Origin of the sequence: Paenibacillus sp. W4I10, from assembly GCF_030816325.1 — a bacterium.
In the GTDB taxonomy this organism is placed as follows: domain Bacteria; phylum Bacillota; class Bacilli; order Paenibacillales; family Paenibacillaceae; genus Paenibacillus; species Paenibacillus amylolyticus_B.
The window spans coordinates 2,300,071-2,318,077 of the sequence record NZ_JAUSXX010000001.1 but is presented as its reverse complement, the minus strand read 5'-3'; the positions used below and the strand labels follow the sequence as shown (position 1 = coordinate 2,318,077).

12 protein-coding genes are annotated in these 18,007 nt (G+C 47.0%); 7 read left to right on the top strand and 5 right to left on the bottom strand.

The annotated features are described in order from the left end of the window. Window positions 1–7 precede the first annotated feature (7 nt). On the top strand, window positions 8–5,212 hold the full coding sequence (locus tag QF049_RS10155) for an S-layer homology domain-containing protein (protein ID WP_307537078.1): 5,205 nt from the start codon (window positions 8–10) through the stop codon (window positions 5,210–5,212). A gap of 168 nt (window positions 5,213–5,380) precedes the next feature. Here the strand turns inward: QF049_RS10155 and QF049_RS10150 are convergent, their stop codons facing one another. Further along, on the bottom strand, window positions 5,381–5,941 hold the full coding sequence (locus QF049_RS10150; RefSeq protein ID WP_091016753.1) for an NAD(P)H oxidoreductase: 561 nt from the start codon (window positions 5,939–5,941) through the stop codon (window positions 5,381–5,383). Between the two features lie 187 nt (window positions 5,942–6,128). Between QF049_RS10150 and QF049_RS10145 the strand changes: the two genes are divergently transcribed. From QF049_RS10145 to QF049_RS10130, 4 genes are all read left to right on the top strand, one after another. Further along, window positions 6,129–6,506 carry a winged helix-turn-helix transcriptional regulator gene (locus QF049_RS10145; protein ID WP_307543177.1) on the top strand — a complete coding sequence of 126 codons (378 nt, stop codon included), beginning with the start codon at window positions 6,129–6,131 and terminating at the stop codon, window positions 6,504–6,506. Between the two features lie 219 nt (window positions 6,507–6,725). Further along, window positions 6,726–8,561 (top strand): assimilatory sulfite reductase (NADPH) flavoprotein subunit, encoded by a 1,836-nt coding sequence (locus QF049_RS10140; protein ID WP_307537075.1) that lies wholly within the window; start codon window positions 6,726–6,728, stop codon window positions 8,559–8,561. 53 nt (window positions 8,562–8,614) lie between these two features. Then, window positions 8,615–10,336, top strand: coding sequence for an assimilatory sulfite reductase (NADPH) hemoprotein subunit (cysI, locus tag QF049_RS10135; RefSeq protein WP_307537072.1), 1,722 nt, complete (start codon window positions 8,615–8,617; stop codon window positions 10,334–10,336). Window positions 10,337–10,614: 278 nt separating this feature from the next. Continuing rightward, window positions 10,615–11,331, top strand: a complete 717-nt coding sequence (locus tag QF049_RS10130; protein ID WP_307543175.1) for a YebC/PmpR family DNA-binding transcriptional regulator — start codon at window positions 10,615–10,617, stop codon at window positions 11,329–11,331. Window positions 11,332–11,418: 87 nt separating this feature from the next. Here the strand turns inward: QF049_RS10130 and QF049_RS10125 are convergent, their stop codons facing one another. The 4 genes from QF049_RS10125 to QF049_RS10110 all read right to left on the bottom strand — a co-directional run bounded on the left by QF049_RS10125 (window position 11,419) and on the right by QF049_RS10110 (window position 14,219). Beyond that, on the bottom strand, window positions 11,419–11,907 hold the full coding sequence (locus QF049_RS10125) for a DMT family transporter (protein ID WP_105598526.1): 489 nt from the start codon (window positions 11,905–11,907) through the stop codon (window positions 11,419–11,421). 14 nt (window positions 11,908–11,921) lie between these two features. After that, window positions 11,922–12,620 (bottom strand): Crp/Fnr family transcriptional regulator, encoded by a 699-nt coding sequence (locus tag QF049_RS10120; RefSeq protein ID WP_307537069.1) that lies wholly within the window; start codon window positions 12,618–12,620, stop codon window positions 11,922–11,924. Between the two features lie 45 nt (window positions 12,621–12,665). After that, window positions 12,666–13,091 (bottom strand): DMT family transporter, encoded by a 426-nt coding sequence (locus QF049_RS10115; RefSeq protein WP_036608521.1) that lies wholly within the window; start codon window positions 13,089–13,091, stop codon window positions 12,666–12,668. Between the two features lie 330 nt (window positions 13,092–13,421). After that, the gene (locus QF049_RS10110; RefSeq protein ID WP_307537067.1) at window positions 13,422–14,219 is read right to left on the bottom strand and encodes a Nif3-like dinuclear metal center hexameric protein; all 798 of its coding nucleotides are present in this window, start codon (window positions 14,217–14,219) and stop codon (window positions 13,422–13,424) included. Between the two features lie 258 nt (window positions 14,220–14,477). Between QF049_RS10110 and QF049_RS10105 the strand changes: the two genes are divergently transcribed. Both QF049_RS10105 and QF049_RS10100 read left to right on the top strand, forming a co-directional pair. After that, entirely contained in the window at window positions 14,478–15,074 is a 597-nt protein-coding gene (locus QF049_RS10105; protein WP_307537065.1) for a biliverdin-producing heme oxygenase, read from the top strand. 284 nt (window positions 15,075–15,358) lie between these two features. Next, window positions 15,359–17,899, top strand: a complete 2,541-nt coding sequence (locus QF049_RS10100) for a diguanylate cyclase domain-containing protein (RefSeq protein ID WP_307537062.1) — start codon at window positions 15,359–15,361, stop codon at window positions 17,897–17,899. The last annotated feature ends 108 nt before the right edge of the window (window positions 17,900–18,007 follow it).

The following is an 18,007-nucleotide window of genomic DNA, read 5'->3' as shown; positions in this document are numbered from 1 at the left end:
GAAACCCATGATATTTATGTTATCTGCAACACTTGCGCTGTCTTCGGGACCGTTGATGCTGCCGAGTAAGGCGTATGCCGAATTGAGCAGTATACCCCCCACGTTGTTGCAGGATGATTTTTCGGATGGGAATTACACAGAATCACCTGCGTGGAACGTAAGCTCAGGCGACTGGGAAGTGTTCGCTGACCCGACAGATGCGTCCAACTCCACGCTTTTCCAGAGCGATACCAATGAAGGCATCATCTCTACTGGAGACTCCATGTCGGACATGACCGTGTCCATGCGCTTTTATACAGGAGAAGGTAAAGGATTTCCGGGCATTTTGCCGCGGTTCCAAGATAAGAGCAACTTTTACTATTTTCAAATGCAGGTACCCAACAACAAACTCGTTTTCTCCAAACGGGTGAACGGAACAGATACTACTTTGAAAACGGTGGACTATGCGTTTGCCAAAAATACATGGTACACACTCAAAGTGGTGTTATCAGGTACCACCATTCGCGGGTATATCGCAGAAAATGGCTCCGATCGGTTGGTATTTGATCTGGTCGATCCTACATACGGGTCAGGTACCGTGGGCATTCGGAATAAGTGGCAGTCGGTACATGCAGATGACGTGATCATTGCGGAGCAACCGCCTGGGAACGATATTCAGCTCTCCATTGCTGAGCAGACGGCGTCTTCGGTTTCACTGCAATGGTCTGAAATCGCGGGTGCATCAGCCTATCGCTTGTACCGTTCCTCTACGCCTGAAGGCGGCTATTCCCTGGTAACCAATACCGGAACTGTGGGATACACTGATGAAGGATTAAGCGGGGATACGGTGTATTATTACAGGCTCGCTTATGAATACGGAGGCCTAACCGAATCATTATGGACTGCTCCGCTGGAAGTTCGGACGACTGCGTCGGCACCACAGGCTCCTGGCGAATTAAAGGCCGAAGCACTCAACGCAACGAGCGTGAAGTTATCTTGGTCCGCCGTGGACAAGTCAACTGGTTATCGCGTGGTTCGGGCCGAAGCTGGCAGTGAGCAATACGAGCAAATCTATGAAGGTAAAGGGCTCACATTCACGGATAATGCACTTGAGCCGGGCACCAGCTACAGCTATCGTGTGACAGCCTTTAATGCAGCTGGTGAGTCAGCGGCCGCTGTTGCTGAAGCTACGACGTACTCCATTGACTCTCCAGCAGAGTTCGCTACCACAGCTGTGACGGACACGTCAATCTCTCTTGAGTGGAATGTCCTGCCTGGATCTGATGTAACGTATACCGTGTCCCGTGCAACCAGTGCTACGGGTACGTATCAGCAGGTCTATAGTGGCAATGAAAACACGTTTAACGATAGCGGTCTGACGATGGGCACAGGATATTTTTACATCATTCAGGCGACTGTGGACGGCGTAACTTCTCCAGCATCCGCACCGTTGGGTGTTGCCACAGTTCGCACAAGCATTACACCGGGTCAATTGTGGCCAGATCTGGACGGGAAACCGATCGATGCACATGGGGCTGGTTTTTTCTATGATGAACAGACGGAGACCTATTACTGGTATGGCGAATATCATAAGGGAGGCTGGCCAGCTGTTGGTGTGCGTGTGTATTCTTCCAAGGATCTGATGAACTGGACAGATGAGGGCATGGCTCTATCGACACTTCAATCCATGGATGATTTTGACCATGACCCGTTGATCTCCGAATTGTATGCGGGGCGTGAAGACCGCGTGGATATCTGGGCAGATATCCGCAAAGGACGGATTATTGAACGACCAAAGGTCATCTACAACGACAAAACAAAGAAATACGTGATGTGGGCCCACATGGACGGCGACAAAGACCCCTATAACGATAATGCGAATTACGGTAAGGCGAGGGCCGGTTATGCGATCAGTGACTCTCCAACAGGGCCTTTTGTGTATCAGAAGAGTTACCGGATGGACAGAGCTCCCGAAGGGGAGAAAGATTACTTCCCAAGCGATAAGGGCATGGCCCGTGACATGACGTTGTTCAAGGACGATGACGGTACCGGTTATCTGATCTACTCCAGCGAAGAAAACCTGACGTTATATATCTCCAAACTGAATGAAGACTATAGTGACGTAACAGGGTGGCATAAGGAAGGACGAACGGATGACAAAGGCAATCCGGTACGAGATTCCACCTATCAGGCGGAATACGGCGTAGATTACGTGCGTGTGTTCCCGGGAGGGCAACGTGAAGCACCGGCGATGTTCAAGTATCAGGGGAAATATTATATTTTGACTTCCGGAGCTTCCGGTTGGGCCCCTAACGAAAACAAAGTGACGGTGGCGGATAACATTTTTGGCCCGTGGTCAACTCAGACCAATCCGTTCGTGCGTACGTTGCCAACCGATCCCGATCCAGGCAAGGCATTTGGCACACAGACCACTTCCGTCATTCCGGTCGATCCGGAAAAAGGCAAATTCATTTACGTAGGGGATACGTGGAATGGTGGCAATTTCTCGAATGATGCTGCAAAATACGTGTTCTTGCCCATTGAGTTTGGAATAGGCTCCGACATCGCGATCAAGTGGTATAACAGTTGGACACCGGATCTGCTGAATTCGATGGACAAGGTTGATATTGCTGATCCGTTGCCAGAAGCCGTGGCGCTAGGCAAAGTACCATCCTTGCCAACAACATTGAATGTGCGCGAGGGTGGAGCACTGGTATCAACGCCAGCAATATGGACGATTGATAACCGGGCCATGACGGCAGAAGATTTTGCCAAGCCAGGACCGCTCACGTTACAGGTAACGACACCGGAATTTAACAACAAAAAGCAGGCAGTTCGCTTAAATGTCATTCCGGAGAATACACTATATTTTGTGAACAGCGGGGGTTACGAAACGGCTGATTACAGTCTTATGGGTGCGTATATGAAAGGAACACTTGCGAACCTAGGAACGGCGGACCAGATGTACGTTCCGGCAGAGGGTCGCAATTGGGGATACACCAGCGCAGATGCACTGTCATCCGGCTCAAATGGCGGAGATATTTTCTCGACCGTACGTTATCTGAACGGTGGCAATATCAGCAATTCTCCTAAAGGCACAGACTTATCCTACAGATTTGATGTACCGAACGGAACATATGATGTGTACGCAGGATTCAACGATCCTTGGACGAATGCATCGCGCAGAGCCAATTTCATCATCAATGGCACCAATACCGGTGCAGTTATGTTTACGCCTGCCAGTGTTAGAGCCCATAAAGGCATCAGCGTGTCGGACAATAAGCTGGAGTTGACCGTGCGCAATACGGCATCGCAGGACCCGATGATTAGCTGGATTATGATCGTTAAACCTGACGCCGCGCCACCTGCAAATGATAGTGCTGGCCTTAATGCTGCTGCGTTGGATTCAACGAGCGCAACGCTTCACTGGGATGCTCATCTTGGTGCAGCAAGCTACAAGCTCTACCGCTCAGATCTTGAGCAAGGTGAGTACAAGGTGGTCTATAGTGGCAATGGGCGGGAGTACACGGACAGTGAACTGAATCCCGGCACAGAATATTATTACAAAGTGGAAGCTTTGGATGCCACGGGGCAATCCTTGAGAGGTGTATCTTCCGCTTATCAGGTGCACACGGCTCAGCAGAGCGCTGTTGATGTAGCTACAAGTATTACAGCGTTGGAACAGCCTTCCGCAGGTGCGAAAAAACTGAAGTTACCATCCGTGCCGCAAGGTTTCACGGTGAAGATTGCTTCCAGTTCGGTACCGTCCGTCATTCAAACCGATGGAACGATTGTCCCACCATCTAAGGAAACAACAGTAACACTGGAGTTGGAAATTACTCGAACTTCTGACGACAGTAAAGCCCTGACTGTACCGTTGACGGTGAAGGTGCAGGCATCTGCTCCTTCCTCTGGAGGCACGGACCCTGGTTCGGGCGGTAATCCAGGCGGCAGTTCCGGTGGAAATCCAGGAAATGGTTCTGGTTCATCCAGCAATGGCGGACAATCCGGAAGTGGTAACCCAAGTGCAGAGAATTCGGTACCACAACCTAAACCGGAGAAGGACCGTTCTGTTCTGGAGTTGCAGGGACAGTCTGATCAGAAGGGGGTAGTGCAGTCCAACGTGGATGTTTCAACAATTAAAGATGCTTTTCAAGTTGCCCCTTCAACGGATACGGGTCAGCGCTTGGTCGAACTTCGGCTGAAGCCGGTTTCGGGAGCAACGGGATATGAAGTATCTCTGCCTGCCTCTGCGTTAATAGATCAGGGAGAGTCACATGTGTTCAACATTGTTACAGAACTGGGAATGTTCGAGCTTCCCGCGACACTGTTAACGAAGGATATCGTTGGTGATGGGATTGCATCCATCCGATTGGTCAGAACGGAGTTACCACAAACAGTCGCAGATCAGCTTGGTACGAAATATGGAGTCCAGCTTGAACTTCAACTGGATGGTCAACCATGGCCAGCGGAAAGCGAGTTGAACCTTCGTCTGCCTTACCCATCATCACAAAATGCTCAGCAGGATCGGATTGTAGCATTTGTAATTGGCGTGAACGGTGTGGCAAGCCCCTTGCCGCAAAGTTACTACGATCCAAACAGCGGGCAGCTTGTATTTTCCGTAACGTCACTCACAGGAAATTATGCTGTTGTGTCTGTGGAGCAGACATTTGCAGATCTTGCAGAAGTGCAGTGGGCCAAGAAAGCGATGGAGGCATTGGCAGTTCGAGGTGTGATTGATGCCGAAGCAAATGGGGATTCCACCCGGTTGCATCCAAAACAGGAGATGACTCGCGGTCAATACATGCAATGGTTGATGACTGCGCTCGGCTTGAATGCTTCTTCCGGGAATGCGTTCACTGATGTAAACGAAAAGGCTCCATATTACGAAGCAGTTACAGCTGCGCGTTCACTAGGTATCACCAGTGGTACTGGTGACGGGCACTTCCTGCCAGAGTCCACGATCACTCGTCAGGAGATGATGACGTTGACAGTTAGAGCACTTGCAGCGGCTGGTCTGGTTGACGCCGAGACGGCTGCAACGGATAACCTTACTCGTTTCCGTGATGCTTCCGAGATTCGCTCTTATGCCCGGGATAGTGTGGCCTTACTTGTGGATCTGGGCATCGCCCACGGGTACAACGGTGAGGTGAAACCACTTGCCGAAGCGACCCGAGCCGAATCGGCTACGTTGTTATATGCGATGATGAGCAAGCTGGTATGGAATAAATGATGTTACACCAAAATCGTAGCGTGTGAAAAAGAAGGCTTACTCTGACCTGGAACACAGGTTGGAGTAAGCCTTCTTGATTGTACGCCCCCAATGGGTGAAAAGTAGGCTACTCAACGAACGAGTAACTTCCTATGCTTTTGCAGTAGTTAATTGTAATGTTGTACATTGTTAATTGTAGTTTTTGCCGATTTGATAGGCTTGTTCCAGCAAGCCTTCGATATGTTCTTTGGATTCTGAGATCGTTTCATAGAGAAATTCGACTCGGGATTCCTGCATTCTTGCATAACCCGCGATCCCGTTATTCAGATAATTGGAAATCATGTTGTAATAGTCGTATTTATGGAATGAAGCCTCCGTTCCTCCAGCTAGTGCAATCCACAGTGCCTTTTTGGAGTTTGCCTTGTTCAGCAGCCCCATGTTCCATACCTTGTCCAGATAAGCTTTGAGCATGGAGGGAACGTTATACCACCAGATCGGGAAAACAAATACAATGGCATCAGCCGCAAGTACACGATCCAGCTCTTTGCGAATTACAGGGGCATGCTGTTTATCGGGATTTTGCCAGTCTCGCTCATCTTCTACACCATATAATGGATCGAATCCGTCATGATATAGATCGAGGATATCAATTTCATGGGAATTCTCCTGCATACCTTCTATAAAACGATTCATCACGGCAAATGTTAGGGAATCCTGTCTTGGGTGAGTAACGACCAGTTTAACTTTCATGTAGGAGTAACCATCCTTTTTTCTTTTTTTTGGTTAAACATTCTGACCAATGTTATTATAAGATTCATGACATCGTATTGAGAAGTACGCACCTTCGAGTGCTGTAGATACCTTGAGGTTCTTCGGTTACTTTTAATAATAGGTATACATATATGTGAATTATGGGGGAGTACAAGTGGAACAAGAAATGAAAAAATATGAGAGTGGTGTGCAGGCGATGCTGGAACTGGTCGGTGGAAAATGGAGGATTCTTATTCTGCATCAGCTGATATCAGGTAAAAAACGAACAAGCGAACTTCGCAGAGCCATTCCTGGCATTACCCAGAAGGTCTTAACCCAGCAGCTGCGTGAACTGGAAAAGAATGAAATCATCCATCGAATCATCCATCCCCAGATTCCGCCCAAGGTAGAGTATGAGCTGACAGAGTACGGCTTGACACTACAGGAAATCATTGACCGCATATGTCTGTGGGGAGAGAATCACTTGGACAGAGTATACGGAGATAAAAGCAGAGTGCTTGGAAATCATTTTAGTGACTATATTCCACTTTCAACTTCAACTTGAGATGGCAGCCAAATTTAAAAATAAAACAAAACCGTCCTTGATTTGAAAAGGAGGGTTTTTGTTGTTTTTTGTCCTTTATCAGCGAAACTGATAAATGCTATAAAATCATTGAAATTGACCCTCAACACCCGGTGTGTTAGGTTTTAGAGAGAAGAAATTAAATTAATGTGATGATTTTAGTCGGAATTAAAATCGAAGCAATGCGCGAGGTGGCAAACAGTGGAACTTCAAGTGACAAACAGCCCTTTTAATCAAGAACAAGTTGAACTGCTTAATCGTCTTATTCCTACATTGACCGATGGACAACGTACTTGGTTGAGCGGATATATTGCAGCAATTCAGGCAAGCGCGACAATAGCGGCTCCAGCTAACCTGGTACAGGCTGCACCAACTACAGGTATTGCACCTGTCAGTGCTCCGCCAGTATCCCGGGAAGTTACCGTGCTCTTCGGTTCACAAACCGGGAATTCCAGTGGCCTATCGAAGAAGCTGGCCAAGAAACTTGAAGAGCAAGGTCTTCAGGTAACGTTGTCATCGATGGGAGATTTCAAACCGAACGGACTCAAGAAAATTGAAAATCTCCTTATCATTGTCAGTACGCATGGCGAAGGCGAACCACCAGATAATGCGATTCCGCTGCATGAATTCCTGAACAGCAAACGGGCTCCGAAGCTTGAAGGACTTCGTTACTCGGTGTTGGCTCTGGGAGATACCTCCTATGAGTTCTTTTGTCAAACAGGTAAGGACTTCGATAAACGATTGCAGGAGTTGGGTGGTACAGCCCTTGTACCGCGCGTGGACTGTGATGTTGATTTTGATGAAGCAGCTGCGGAGTGGATGAATGAAGTACTGGCATCCTTGAGCAGTACATCTGCTGCTTCGAGTACGGTAACCACTGAGGCAGTTACAGCTGCGGTGAGCGGCGGGGAATCCGAATATGATCGTACGAATCCATTCAAGGCGGAAGTATTGGAGAATCTCAATCTGAACGGCAGAGGATCGGACCGTGAAACACGCCACATTGAGTTGTCTTTGGAAGGCTCCAGCCTGGACTACGAGCCAGGTGACAGCCTTGGGGTATTCCCTGAAAATCATCCGCGCCTTGTGGAGGAATTGATTGCAGCTATGGGATGGAATGCCGATGAACGCGTGACCGTGAATAAAAACGGGGATCAGGCATCTGTGCACGAAGCGTTGCTGCGTTATTTTGAAATTACAGCTGTGACGAAACCGGTCGTGGAACAACTTGCGAAACTGAATCCTGGGAGTGGCCTGACGGCGTTACTCGCAGATGATTCCGAATTCCGTACAGTCATGAATAGCTGTGATCTGCTGGATCTGGTTCAGGATTATAATCTGAAAGGGATTCCTGCTGCAGAATTCGTCGCTGCTCTTCGCAAAATTCCGGCACGTCTGTACTCCATAGCGAGTAGTTCGAAGTCTTTCCCGGATGAAGTTCATCTTACCGTTCGCTCGGTACGTTATGAAGCGCGTGGCAGAGAACGTTATGGTGTGTGCTCGGTACATCTGGCTGAACGAATCGAAGCTGGCGACACCCTGCCTGTATATATACAGCATAACCCGAATTTCAAGCTGCCTGAGAACCCGGATACACCGATCATCATGGTTGGCCCAGGTACAGGTGTAGCGCCGTTCAGATCTTTCCTTGGTGAGCGTGAAGAAACAGGAGCAGAGGGCAAGACATGGCTGTTCTACGGAGATCAGCATTTCGCCACTGACTTCTTGTACCAGACGGAATGGCAACGTTGGCTCAAAGATGGTGTGCTCACGAAAATGGATGTAGCCTTCTCACGTGATACGGAACAGAAAGTGTATGTACAACATCGTATGCTGGAACACAGCAAAGAGTTGTACCAGTGGCTTCAGGAAGGTGCAAGCATATATATCTGTGGTGACGAGAAAAAAATGGCACATGATGTGCATGCTGCGCTCACCACGATTCTTGAACAAGAAGGCGGTTTATCGCCTGAGCAGGCATCGGAATATCTGACACGGTTACAGCAGGAGAAACGTTATCAGCGGGACGTCTATTAATTACCGGCCCAGCCGGATTGCACCATCCCGCAGAGACGAGAGGAGAAAGCAGCATGGTTTATAATAACTTACTTAACCCACAGCGCACGAATAGCGATGTGGAAGATATAAAGATCAAAAGTGATTACTTGCGCGGAAGTCTGACTGAAACGTTGGCTGATCGCATCACGGGTGCAATTCCAGAGGACGACAACCGTCTGATGAAACACCACGGCAGTTATATGCAGGACGATCGCGACCTGCGTAATGAGCGTCACAAATCCAAGCTGGAGCCTGCATACCAATTCATGTTGCGTGTGCGTGCTTCCGGTGGAATTGTAACCCCGGAGCAATGGTTGATGATGGACAGAGTGGCACATAAATATGCGAATGAGACAATTCGTCTGACCACACGTCAGTCTTTCCAACTGCATGGCGTACTGAAGTGGGATCTTAAGAACACCATTCGCGAAGTAAACGATTCGTTGCTAAGCACACTGGCTGCATGTGGGGACGTAAACCGTAACGTGATGTGTAACCCGAATCCAAATCAATCCGATGTGCATGCTGAAGTGTATGAGTGGGCATGTCAGGTGAGTAATCATTTGGACCCTCGCACGCGGGCTTATCATGAGCTGTGGCTGGACGGAGAGAAAGTGATTGATTCCCAGGACCCCGACGAAGAAGTTGAACCAATCTATGGCAAAGTGTATTTGCCACGGAAGTTCAAGATCGGTATTGCTGTACCACCATCCAATGATGTGGACGTCTATTCACAGGATCTTGGCTTTATTGCTATTGTGGAGAACGGCAAGCTGCAAGGCTTCAACGTTTCCGTTGGCGGTGGCATGGGGATGTCTCATGGTGACGCCAAAACCTATCCTCAGGTGTCCAAAGTCATTGGTTTCTGTACGCCGGAGCAAATGATTGATGTTGCAGAGAAAACAGTTATGATTCAGCGTGATTATGGAGATCGTGCAGTTCGTAAACATGCTCGTTTCAAATATACGCTGGATGATCGTGGTGTGGAGTGGTTTGTCGATGAACTGACCAGCCGTCTGGGATGGAAACTGGATGCGGTACGCCCGTATCATTTTGAGACTAACGGAGATCGATACGGTTGGGTAAAAGGTAATAATGGCAAATGGCACTACACGCTGTTCATTCAGAATGGTCGCGTAAAAGATGTAGGCGGTTATCCGCTCATGACGGGTCTACGTGAAATTGCCAAAGTGCATACGGGTGATTTCCGTCTGACTGCCAACCAAAATCTGATTATCGGTAATATTAGCAGCCAGAAAAAGAAAAAGATTGAAGCGCTGATTCAGCAATACAATCTGACCGATGGTGCACATTACTCTGCGCTGCGCAGAAGTTCGATGGCTTGTGTTGCGCTTCCAACCTGCGGCCTTGCGATGGCTGAGTCCGAACGTTACTTGCCGTCTCTGATCGACAAACTGGAGCCAGTACTGGACGAAGCCGGGCTGAGAGACGAAGAGATTGTCATTCGCATGACAGGCTGCCCGAACGGATGTGCAAGACCGATGCTGGCGGAGATTTCATTTATCGGTAAAGCACCAGGTAAATACAATATGTATCTTGGTGGCAGCTTCACCGGACATCGCTTGAATAAGCTGTACAAAGAAAACATTGGTGAAACCGAGATTCTGGACACGTTGACGCCAATGGTGAACCAATATGCCAAAGAGCGCTATGAAGGTGAACATTTCGGAGACTTTGTCATTCGTGCAGGCTATGTTCCGGAAGTGTTGGATGGTCGACAATTTCACGCTTAATTGACCGGGTAAGATGAACTGAAGTTAGGACTGATTTAGGGACGGAAGCATTCCTTATGGGGTGCTTCTTGTTTGTTATATATGGAGTGAGTAGAGGTAATGTTAGTTGTTGCTGAGAGATTATGAGAGGATAAACTGAGGCTAATCTTCAAATGGAGATGGATAATCACCGCAGTTACTCCCAGTTTTTCGTAGGTATTAACTTGTTGAAGTACGCTCAACAAGATATAATGGCATAGTAGAAAGCAGATTACATGTTGAAAGTGAGCGGAAACGATATGGGTCGTAAGTGGAATAATATCAAGGAAAAAAAAGCTTCAAAAGATGCAAACACGAGCCGGGTCTACGCTAAATTCGGCGTTGAGATCTATGTAGCTGCCAAGAAGGGCGAACCGGACCCGGAAGCGAACCGTGCACTGAAAGTCGTGCTGGAACGTGCCAAAACGTATAATGTACCCAAAGCCATCATTGATCGTGCGATGGAAAAAGCAAAAGGCAGCGGGGATGAGAACTATGAAGAGCTGCGTTATGAAGGCTTCGGACCGAATGGTGCGATGGTCATCGTTGATGCACTCACTAACAATGTGAATCGTACAGCGCCGGAAGTGCGCTCTGCGTTTAACAAAAACGCGGGTAACATGGGTGTCAGCGGTTCTGTTGCCTACATGTTTGATCCAACAGCGGTTATCGGTATAGAAGGCAAAAACTCCGAGGAAGTACTGGAACTTTTGCTCGAAGCAGATGTGGATGTACGTGATATCGTGGACGAAGACGATGCTGTAATTGTATATGCAGAACCGGATCAATTCCACGCTGTACAAGAAGCATTCAAAGCTGCTGGTATTACTGAGTTCACAGTAGCCGAGCTGACCATGCTTGCGCAAAACTATATTGAACTTCCAGAGGATGCACAAGTTCAATTCGAGAAACTGATCGATGCGCTTGAAGACCTTGAAGATGTTCAGCAGGTCTACCATAACGTGGAGTTCGTGTAAGAGAACGAGGCGATACGTGGTTTGATTATATAAAAAGAGTGTCTGACCAATCTACGGGATTGGACGGACACTCTTTTTTTTGTTCGTTTATGAGTCAGACTGAAGTGTTCCAGGGGACTGCTCTGATTTTTCCGATTTCCCCCCACCGAACTTGAACAATACAATTCCCCCAACAATGACAAGTACACCAAGCAGCTGATTCCACGAAAAAGGAATTTGCTCCAGACCGAGCCACCCCATGGAATCAAATAGTAGCGCAAAGCTCAGTTGGGATGTCAGTACGATCGAGATGGCATACGTCGGACCAAGCAGCTTCATGCCTTGTACGAGACAGAAGACCACACCAACACCAATGGCTCCACTGAGCCAGTACCAGAGTTGCATATGCTGAAAGCTGAATGTATTCTTGCCCTCCACTAGCAGAGAGATGAGGAACGAAGCAATGAATCCGGTGAAAAGCACCAGCGTTGTTGTGGACCATGAACCGGTGCGCTCATTGACTTTGCTATTAAAAATCGTTTGCAGACTGACAAGTGCACCTGCCAGCAACGCAAGCGAAATCCCTGTAATTAACATGGTTGTCGAACTCCTTATTCATAAATATTGTGACCTGCTATTTCACGTAGACCCGCTCGATCCTTGATCATAATCAATCCTTGATGTCGTTCGATTAATCCGTCTGCACAGAGCTTCTGGATGACCCTGTTCAGGTGTCGGTAACTGGTGCCGATCAGATTCGCGATGTCAGTCAGATTGAACGCGTCCAGATCTTCGTGAACGACGCTACCAGCTTCTTCTGTCGAAATGGAGAGCAGGTAGCTGGCTAGACGAACCTCCACTGGATACATCAGGTTGAAATTGGAAAAGTTCGAGTCAATGTAGAATTTGTGTGAGATAATTTTGAGCAAAAATTTAAGTAAAGGTGCATAATCGCTGGCAAGCTCAGCGAGCCATTGATAATGAATGCGAAGCATCACCACAGGTGACACGGCCTGAACCGTATTAACAATATCGCTTTCACGGACATACTCTATGTCACCGACAACTTCAAGCGGTGTTTTGAAGCAAAGCACCAGCGTTTTGTCCTGTGCGGAGGTGGTGAAAATCTTGATTTTACCCTCAACCAGTACGTACAAATATTCGGAAGTTTCCCCTTCACGACAGATCAGTTCACACTTCTCAAAGTGGCATAACGTCATATGTGTACGCAGGGGCTCGTGAAATATCTTTTCCAGTTGATATTGCTTCAGATACTTCATTAATTGTTGCTCGTTATGGATCTCTTGCACGCTGTTATTCACCCCCGACGATATGTTTCAATTCTTCTCCAAAAACTATAGTTTCATAATAATGACACCAGTCACCATTAAGGCAATGCCCAGAAATTGCGGCAGTTTCATCTTTTGTTTCACCACGCCGAACCATCCGTTGCTATCCACCAGAAAAGTCAGGAACAGCTGAGCAATGAGCAGGGCCGAGATCGTGAATGTAACCCCAATTTGCTGAATGGCCGTCACTTCACTGAAAATAATGACGGCGCCAAAAGCACCTCCAGCCAAGTACATGGGTTTCACTTGTTTGAGTCCTTGAAGGTTGGTGTCTCTAACAAACATTAGGATCAGCGCTGCTAATATGAATCCTGTCAGTTGTGTAATCGTAGCGGCCTGCCATGTGCCCATGTCGGTGCTAATCCGAGTATTGGCAACACCTTGGAGCGTGATACACGCGCCGCCCAGTAATGCAAAAATAATTCCTCTCATATGTACGCTCCTTATTCAATCACTTCGACTTCTATTATTAAATGATAAATTGACTCTGAACGCCAAGGACAAATGTCCTGAGCTTTGAAGTCACAGCATCTAGAGTACAATAAAGAACCCGGGAAATCCAGATGGGGCATGAAGAGATGCGTGGCATATATGCTCAGTACTCATTTTTCATCATAGCTAGCTATCCAGGAAATGAAACGAGAGTCTGCCGAGCGCACCCCGGAGCATAGAAAGTATCCAAAGCTCCAGGGTAGGACAGGCAATGAGATTAGTGCAATACAATCAGCTTGAAAATCCTCTCCGTACAAATCAATGATTCTATTAGATCACAGTGTACACAGGCTTCTCGCCTACAAAACGAACAGACAATTCGGGAAAACGTTCTGCCAACCTGTCTGCCAATAGCTTCATTCCCGGAGCCTCGCTCTCAGCATGTCCCAGCATGATCAGTGCCTTGGACTTGCCTTGTTGTACGGCATCACGGATATATTCCGGTGTCTCCCACTCGAATCCTTCCCCAGCAATGATGAGGTCCAATTGCTCATTCTGAATCAAGGGAATCGTCACATGTCCATTACCACGAAAACCTACCAGTACCGCTGCGCGTATACAGACTATTTCCGCATTGCCTGCAACGCGTAAATAATCGATCCCTAGGGAACTTTTCACATGGTGAGCAATAGCTTCAACGGTTTGTCCTTCCGGAAAAGAAAGGACGTCTGCTTCCGGTAGTCGTTGCTCCACATAAGAGGACCACCCCAAGGCCTGAATCAGTCCTTCGGTAATGCCATCCGGTTGGAAGCGGTGGATGATATCATGACATCGATAGATGGAAATGCCTGCTTCGTCGATCAACTTTCTTTTGTCCATATAAACCGAATCATTTGCAAGCGGATCCGTATGACTGTGATGGTTATAAAACGGAGATTCATGCGCAATGATCAAGTTCGCACCGTGCTGTATGGCTTGTTCAATAACATAATGTGTGGGCATAAAAGCAAAGATAATACCTTTGACCTTACAATCAAGTGAGCCCGTAATGAGCTGATCTACCGTGTTTTCCGGCAATTCAATGTTATCTGTGAGGTGAAGCACAACGTCTTGAACAGTAAGATCCATAGAATTCATTCCTCCAGTGACAGGATATAAAGTTAGTGTACCATGTTGACATCTGAAATCTACTGCCTTTCAGATTATAGGGTCGTTTTTATTGTTTTCGGTTAATACTACAACATACGGATTACAGTGAGTTAAGATAACAACGGAGGAATGCACTGGTTGTTTACGTATGCTGGATTCATATAGTTTTCTCAAATAAGAATAAGTATACTTACATAGAGTCTTTAACAGAACAGATTGTGAAAGGGGAAAACTACGATGACAGCAACAACTATTATGGAACGTCTGAAGAGCGAGACAGCTCATTATCACAGACAAGTAGAACAGAACCCTTATGCAAAAGCCATTATGAATCAAACTGTGACTATAGAAGAATATAGAACTTATTTAGAGAAATTTTATGGATTCCTGAAACCGCTGGAGGATCAGGCTGTGCAGCAGCCTTTCTGGGAAAGTACGGGACTGGATATTGAGATTAGAGGCAAGGCTGGACTCTTGGAAAAAGATTTACGAAATCTGGGTGCCAGTGAAGAAGAGATCACTCAACTTCCGCTCTGTGAAGAATTACCGGATATTTCAACACCTGCCCGTTTGTTCGGATATCTGTATGTAATTGAGGGGTCCACGAACGGTGGACAGATTATGACCAAACGTTTGTCGCAGTTCCTGCCCATTGAAGCTGATCGTGGATTGGAATATTTCAATGCTTACGGCTCAGATACAAGAACAAGATGGAGCGAGTTTACAGGTTTGCTGCGGCAGTCCATCAGCACGCCAGAAGATCATGACAACATGGTGCACAGTGCATCAGAGACATTCCGACTACTGGATCAATGGATTAATACGGACAAGTAACATCCCACTTCATCAACCCAAACGCCTGCAGGACGAACTTTTTTTCATTATTTTAAAAGGTATCTATATAAGTTGATTTAATCATTTACACCTAACGGAGAGGACAGAAAAAAGCTGGAAAAGCGAAGCGCTCGCATTTATAACCAGATTTTTCCCTTTTTAGAAAAGGGAATCGAGAAAATCTGGGGATAACAGCGATTGGAAGGTTATTCTGTCATCGTAGTATCGTGTAAATAATTATTAATTCAACTTATATAACATCATGAGAGGGGATTTTCCTGGCCATGGCCGAACCGAAGTCCAAGAAAGAACAAAATTTGTTAAACCGCACATTGCTTCATCAGGGAACATACACAAATGATCCGATAGATCTGAATAACTGTGACAAAGAACCCATTCATATCCCCGGCTTTATTCAACCTCATGGTGTTCTTTTGGCCATCAATACCAGTCTTACGCCAACCATTGTTCAGTGTAGCCAAAATACGGAGGACCATCTGGGTATTGCCTATGAAGACGTTCTGGGCATGCCTTTGGAAAATCTGATCAGCGAGGAAGATGAACGCAAACTGTTGGCTAGCAGCTTCAATGCAGATGTAACCTCTGATTTGCATTACATGGATCTGACCATTAAGGTATCCGGTGAGAACCGGGTCTTCTCCTCTGTTCTTCATGAAAGTGAAGGTCTGCTTATTCTGGAGATCGAGCCTTTTTATGAAAAAGAGGACATGGAGACTACCGACTTTGAGTGGATATCCCGATTCTTCGGTCGAATCAAAAGTACAGATAGTCGCGTGGAAGCAAGTCAGATTGCGGCTGAACAGGTGAAGGAAATGCTCGGTTACGACCGGGTGATGATCTATGAGTTTGACGAGCAATGGAATGGTAAAGTTATTGCTGAAGCGCGTGAACAAGAACTCGAACCATTCCTGGGACATCACTATCCGGCATCGGATATACCAAAACAGGCTCGGGAGTTGTATCTTCGCAATTGGCTGCGAACGATTGTGAATGTAAATTATGCACCTGTGGGGATTGTGCCTATGCTTCAACCGCTCACAGGCAAACCGCTAAATTTGAGTCTTTCGGTCTTGCGCAGCGTATCTCCACTTCATATCGAATATTTGCATAATATGGGTGTAGGTGCGACTGTAACGATCTCGCTCATTCATAACAATCAACTGTGGGGACTCATTACATGCCATCATTATAAGGCCAGATATGTACCCCATCGCGTACGGAATCTGTGCAATTTCCTGGGCGCGTTTTTCTCGAATGAATTGTTTCAGCGTCAGCAACTCGATGATTATCAATCAGAGATTCAATCACGTGAAGCCGCTTCACGAATTGCCAACATTTTTATCGGTAACACAAGTCCTGCCCGAGTGCTTGAGGAATTACAGGGAGAAGAAGAGACGGTGTTAAATCTGATGGGTGCTACCGGAGCAGCAATCTGTTACCAGGACAAGTTGTTGTTGTATGGTGAAACGCCAAACAGTGGACAGATTCGTGAACTGGCAGGTTGGCTTGCAGGAAAGTCCGAGGATTATAGTTATCATACGTCGAAGCTGAGTGCAGAGTATGAAACATCCAAAGCTTATCAGGATAAGGCTTCCGGGGTTATTTATGTTGCCATTTCGCCTGGACAGCATAACTACATGCTCTGGTTCCGACCTGAGGTTGTCCAGGTTGTCGATTGGGCGGGTGACCCAGCCAAAGCGGTGCTCAAGACGGATGACGGCATGCGTCTGTCGCCTCGTAAATCATTCGAGAAATGGCGTGAGTTTGTAAAATCAACTTCGTATCCTTGGACATCCAAAGAGCTTAGCGTGTTACCTTTACTCAAAACCATTGTACGTCGGCAGACAGAGAACCAGTTGGTTCAGGCCGAAGAACAGGCGCTGCAGAATGCTCGTATTTTGCGACAAAATGAACAGCGTTATTTGCAGTTAATGGATTACTCGCCCGTGGCATTTTTTACTTTGACTGACGGCCAGATTATCTACTGTAATACGAAGGCTGCCGAGTTGCTCGGGTTCGAGAGTTCCAAAGACCTGATGGGCAAGGACTTCAGGGCGTTTGTACCTGAGCAAACGAGAGTGACGTTGCAACAGAATTTTGAGGAATTAAAGCACAATAACACAAGTTTGATTACCAGCCAGTCGTATTTCACCACAGCAGCAGGTACCTCATTGTTGCTTGAAATTACACTTGCTTCTGTTACGCACGCGGGTAAACCTTCTGTGATGGTCCTATTGCACAGCGGCGCTTCCCACCATGAACAGGACAATTACACTGAAACGACGAGCCAGCTTCAGAACTATCTGACGACAGATCCGTTAACGGATATGCCAATTCAGACGGTGTTCAAGTCACAGCTTCAAGCTGACTGGGATGACTGTTTACAGGAAAAATGCAGTCTGGGACTGCTCATTATAGATATTGACGATTTCCGTTCGTATAATGCAGCATACGGCCTTCAAGGAGGCGACCTTTGTCTGCAATGGATCGGTGAGGTGCTTACCGTGGTTAGCGAACAGCATGAAGCGCAGATCTCTCGTCTTGGCGGAGGTACATTCATGTTGAAATTAAAGAGCACAACGTCTGAATATGCAGCTAAACTTGCGGAAGAAATTAGACGGCACGTGCTCGCTCTCCAGATTCAGCGGGAATTAACGGGTCCGAGCGGAGTTGTCACTGTTAGTGTTGGCGGTGCAGTACTGGTGCCAGAAGAGCTTTTCGATGCATCCGACCTAATCGAAAAAGCGAGTCGAGCGTTGGCCCAAGCGAAAAGTGAAGGGAAAAATCGCGCAATTGTCGTGTGATTACGCCTGTGCAACGTTCGATTTGAAACGATACAATCATTATTTGAAAAAAGTTAAATAGACATGATGAAAAGAGGGCAGAAATGCCTTCTTTTTTGTGTCCAAGAA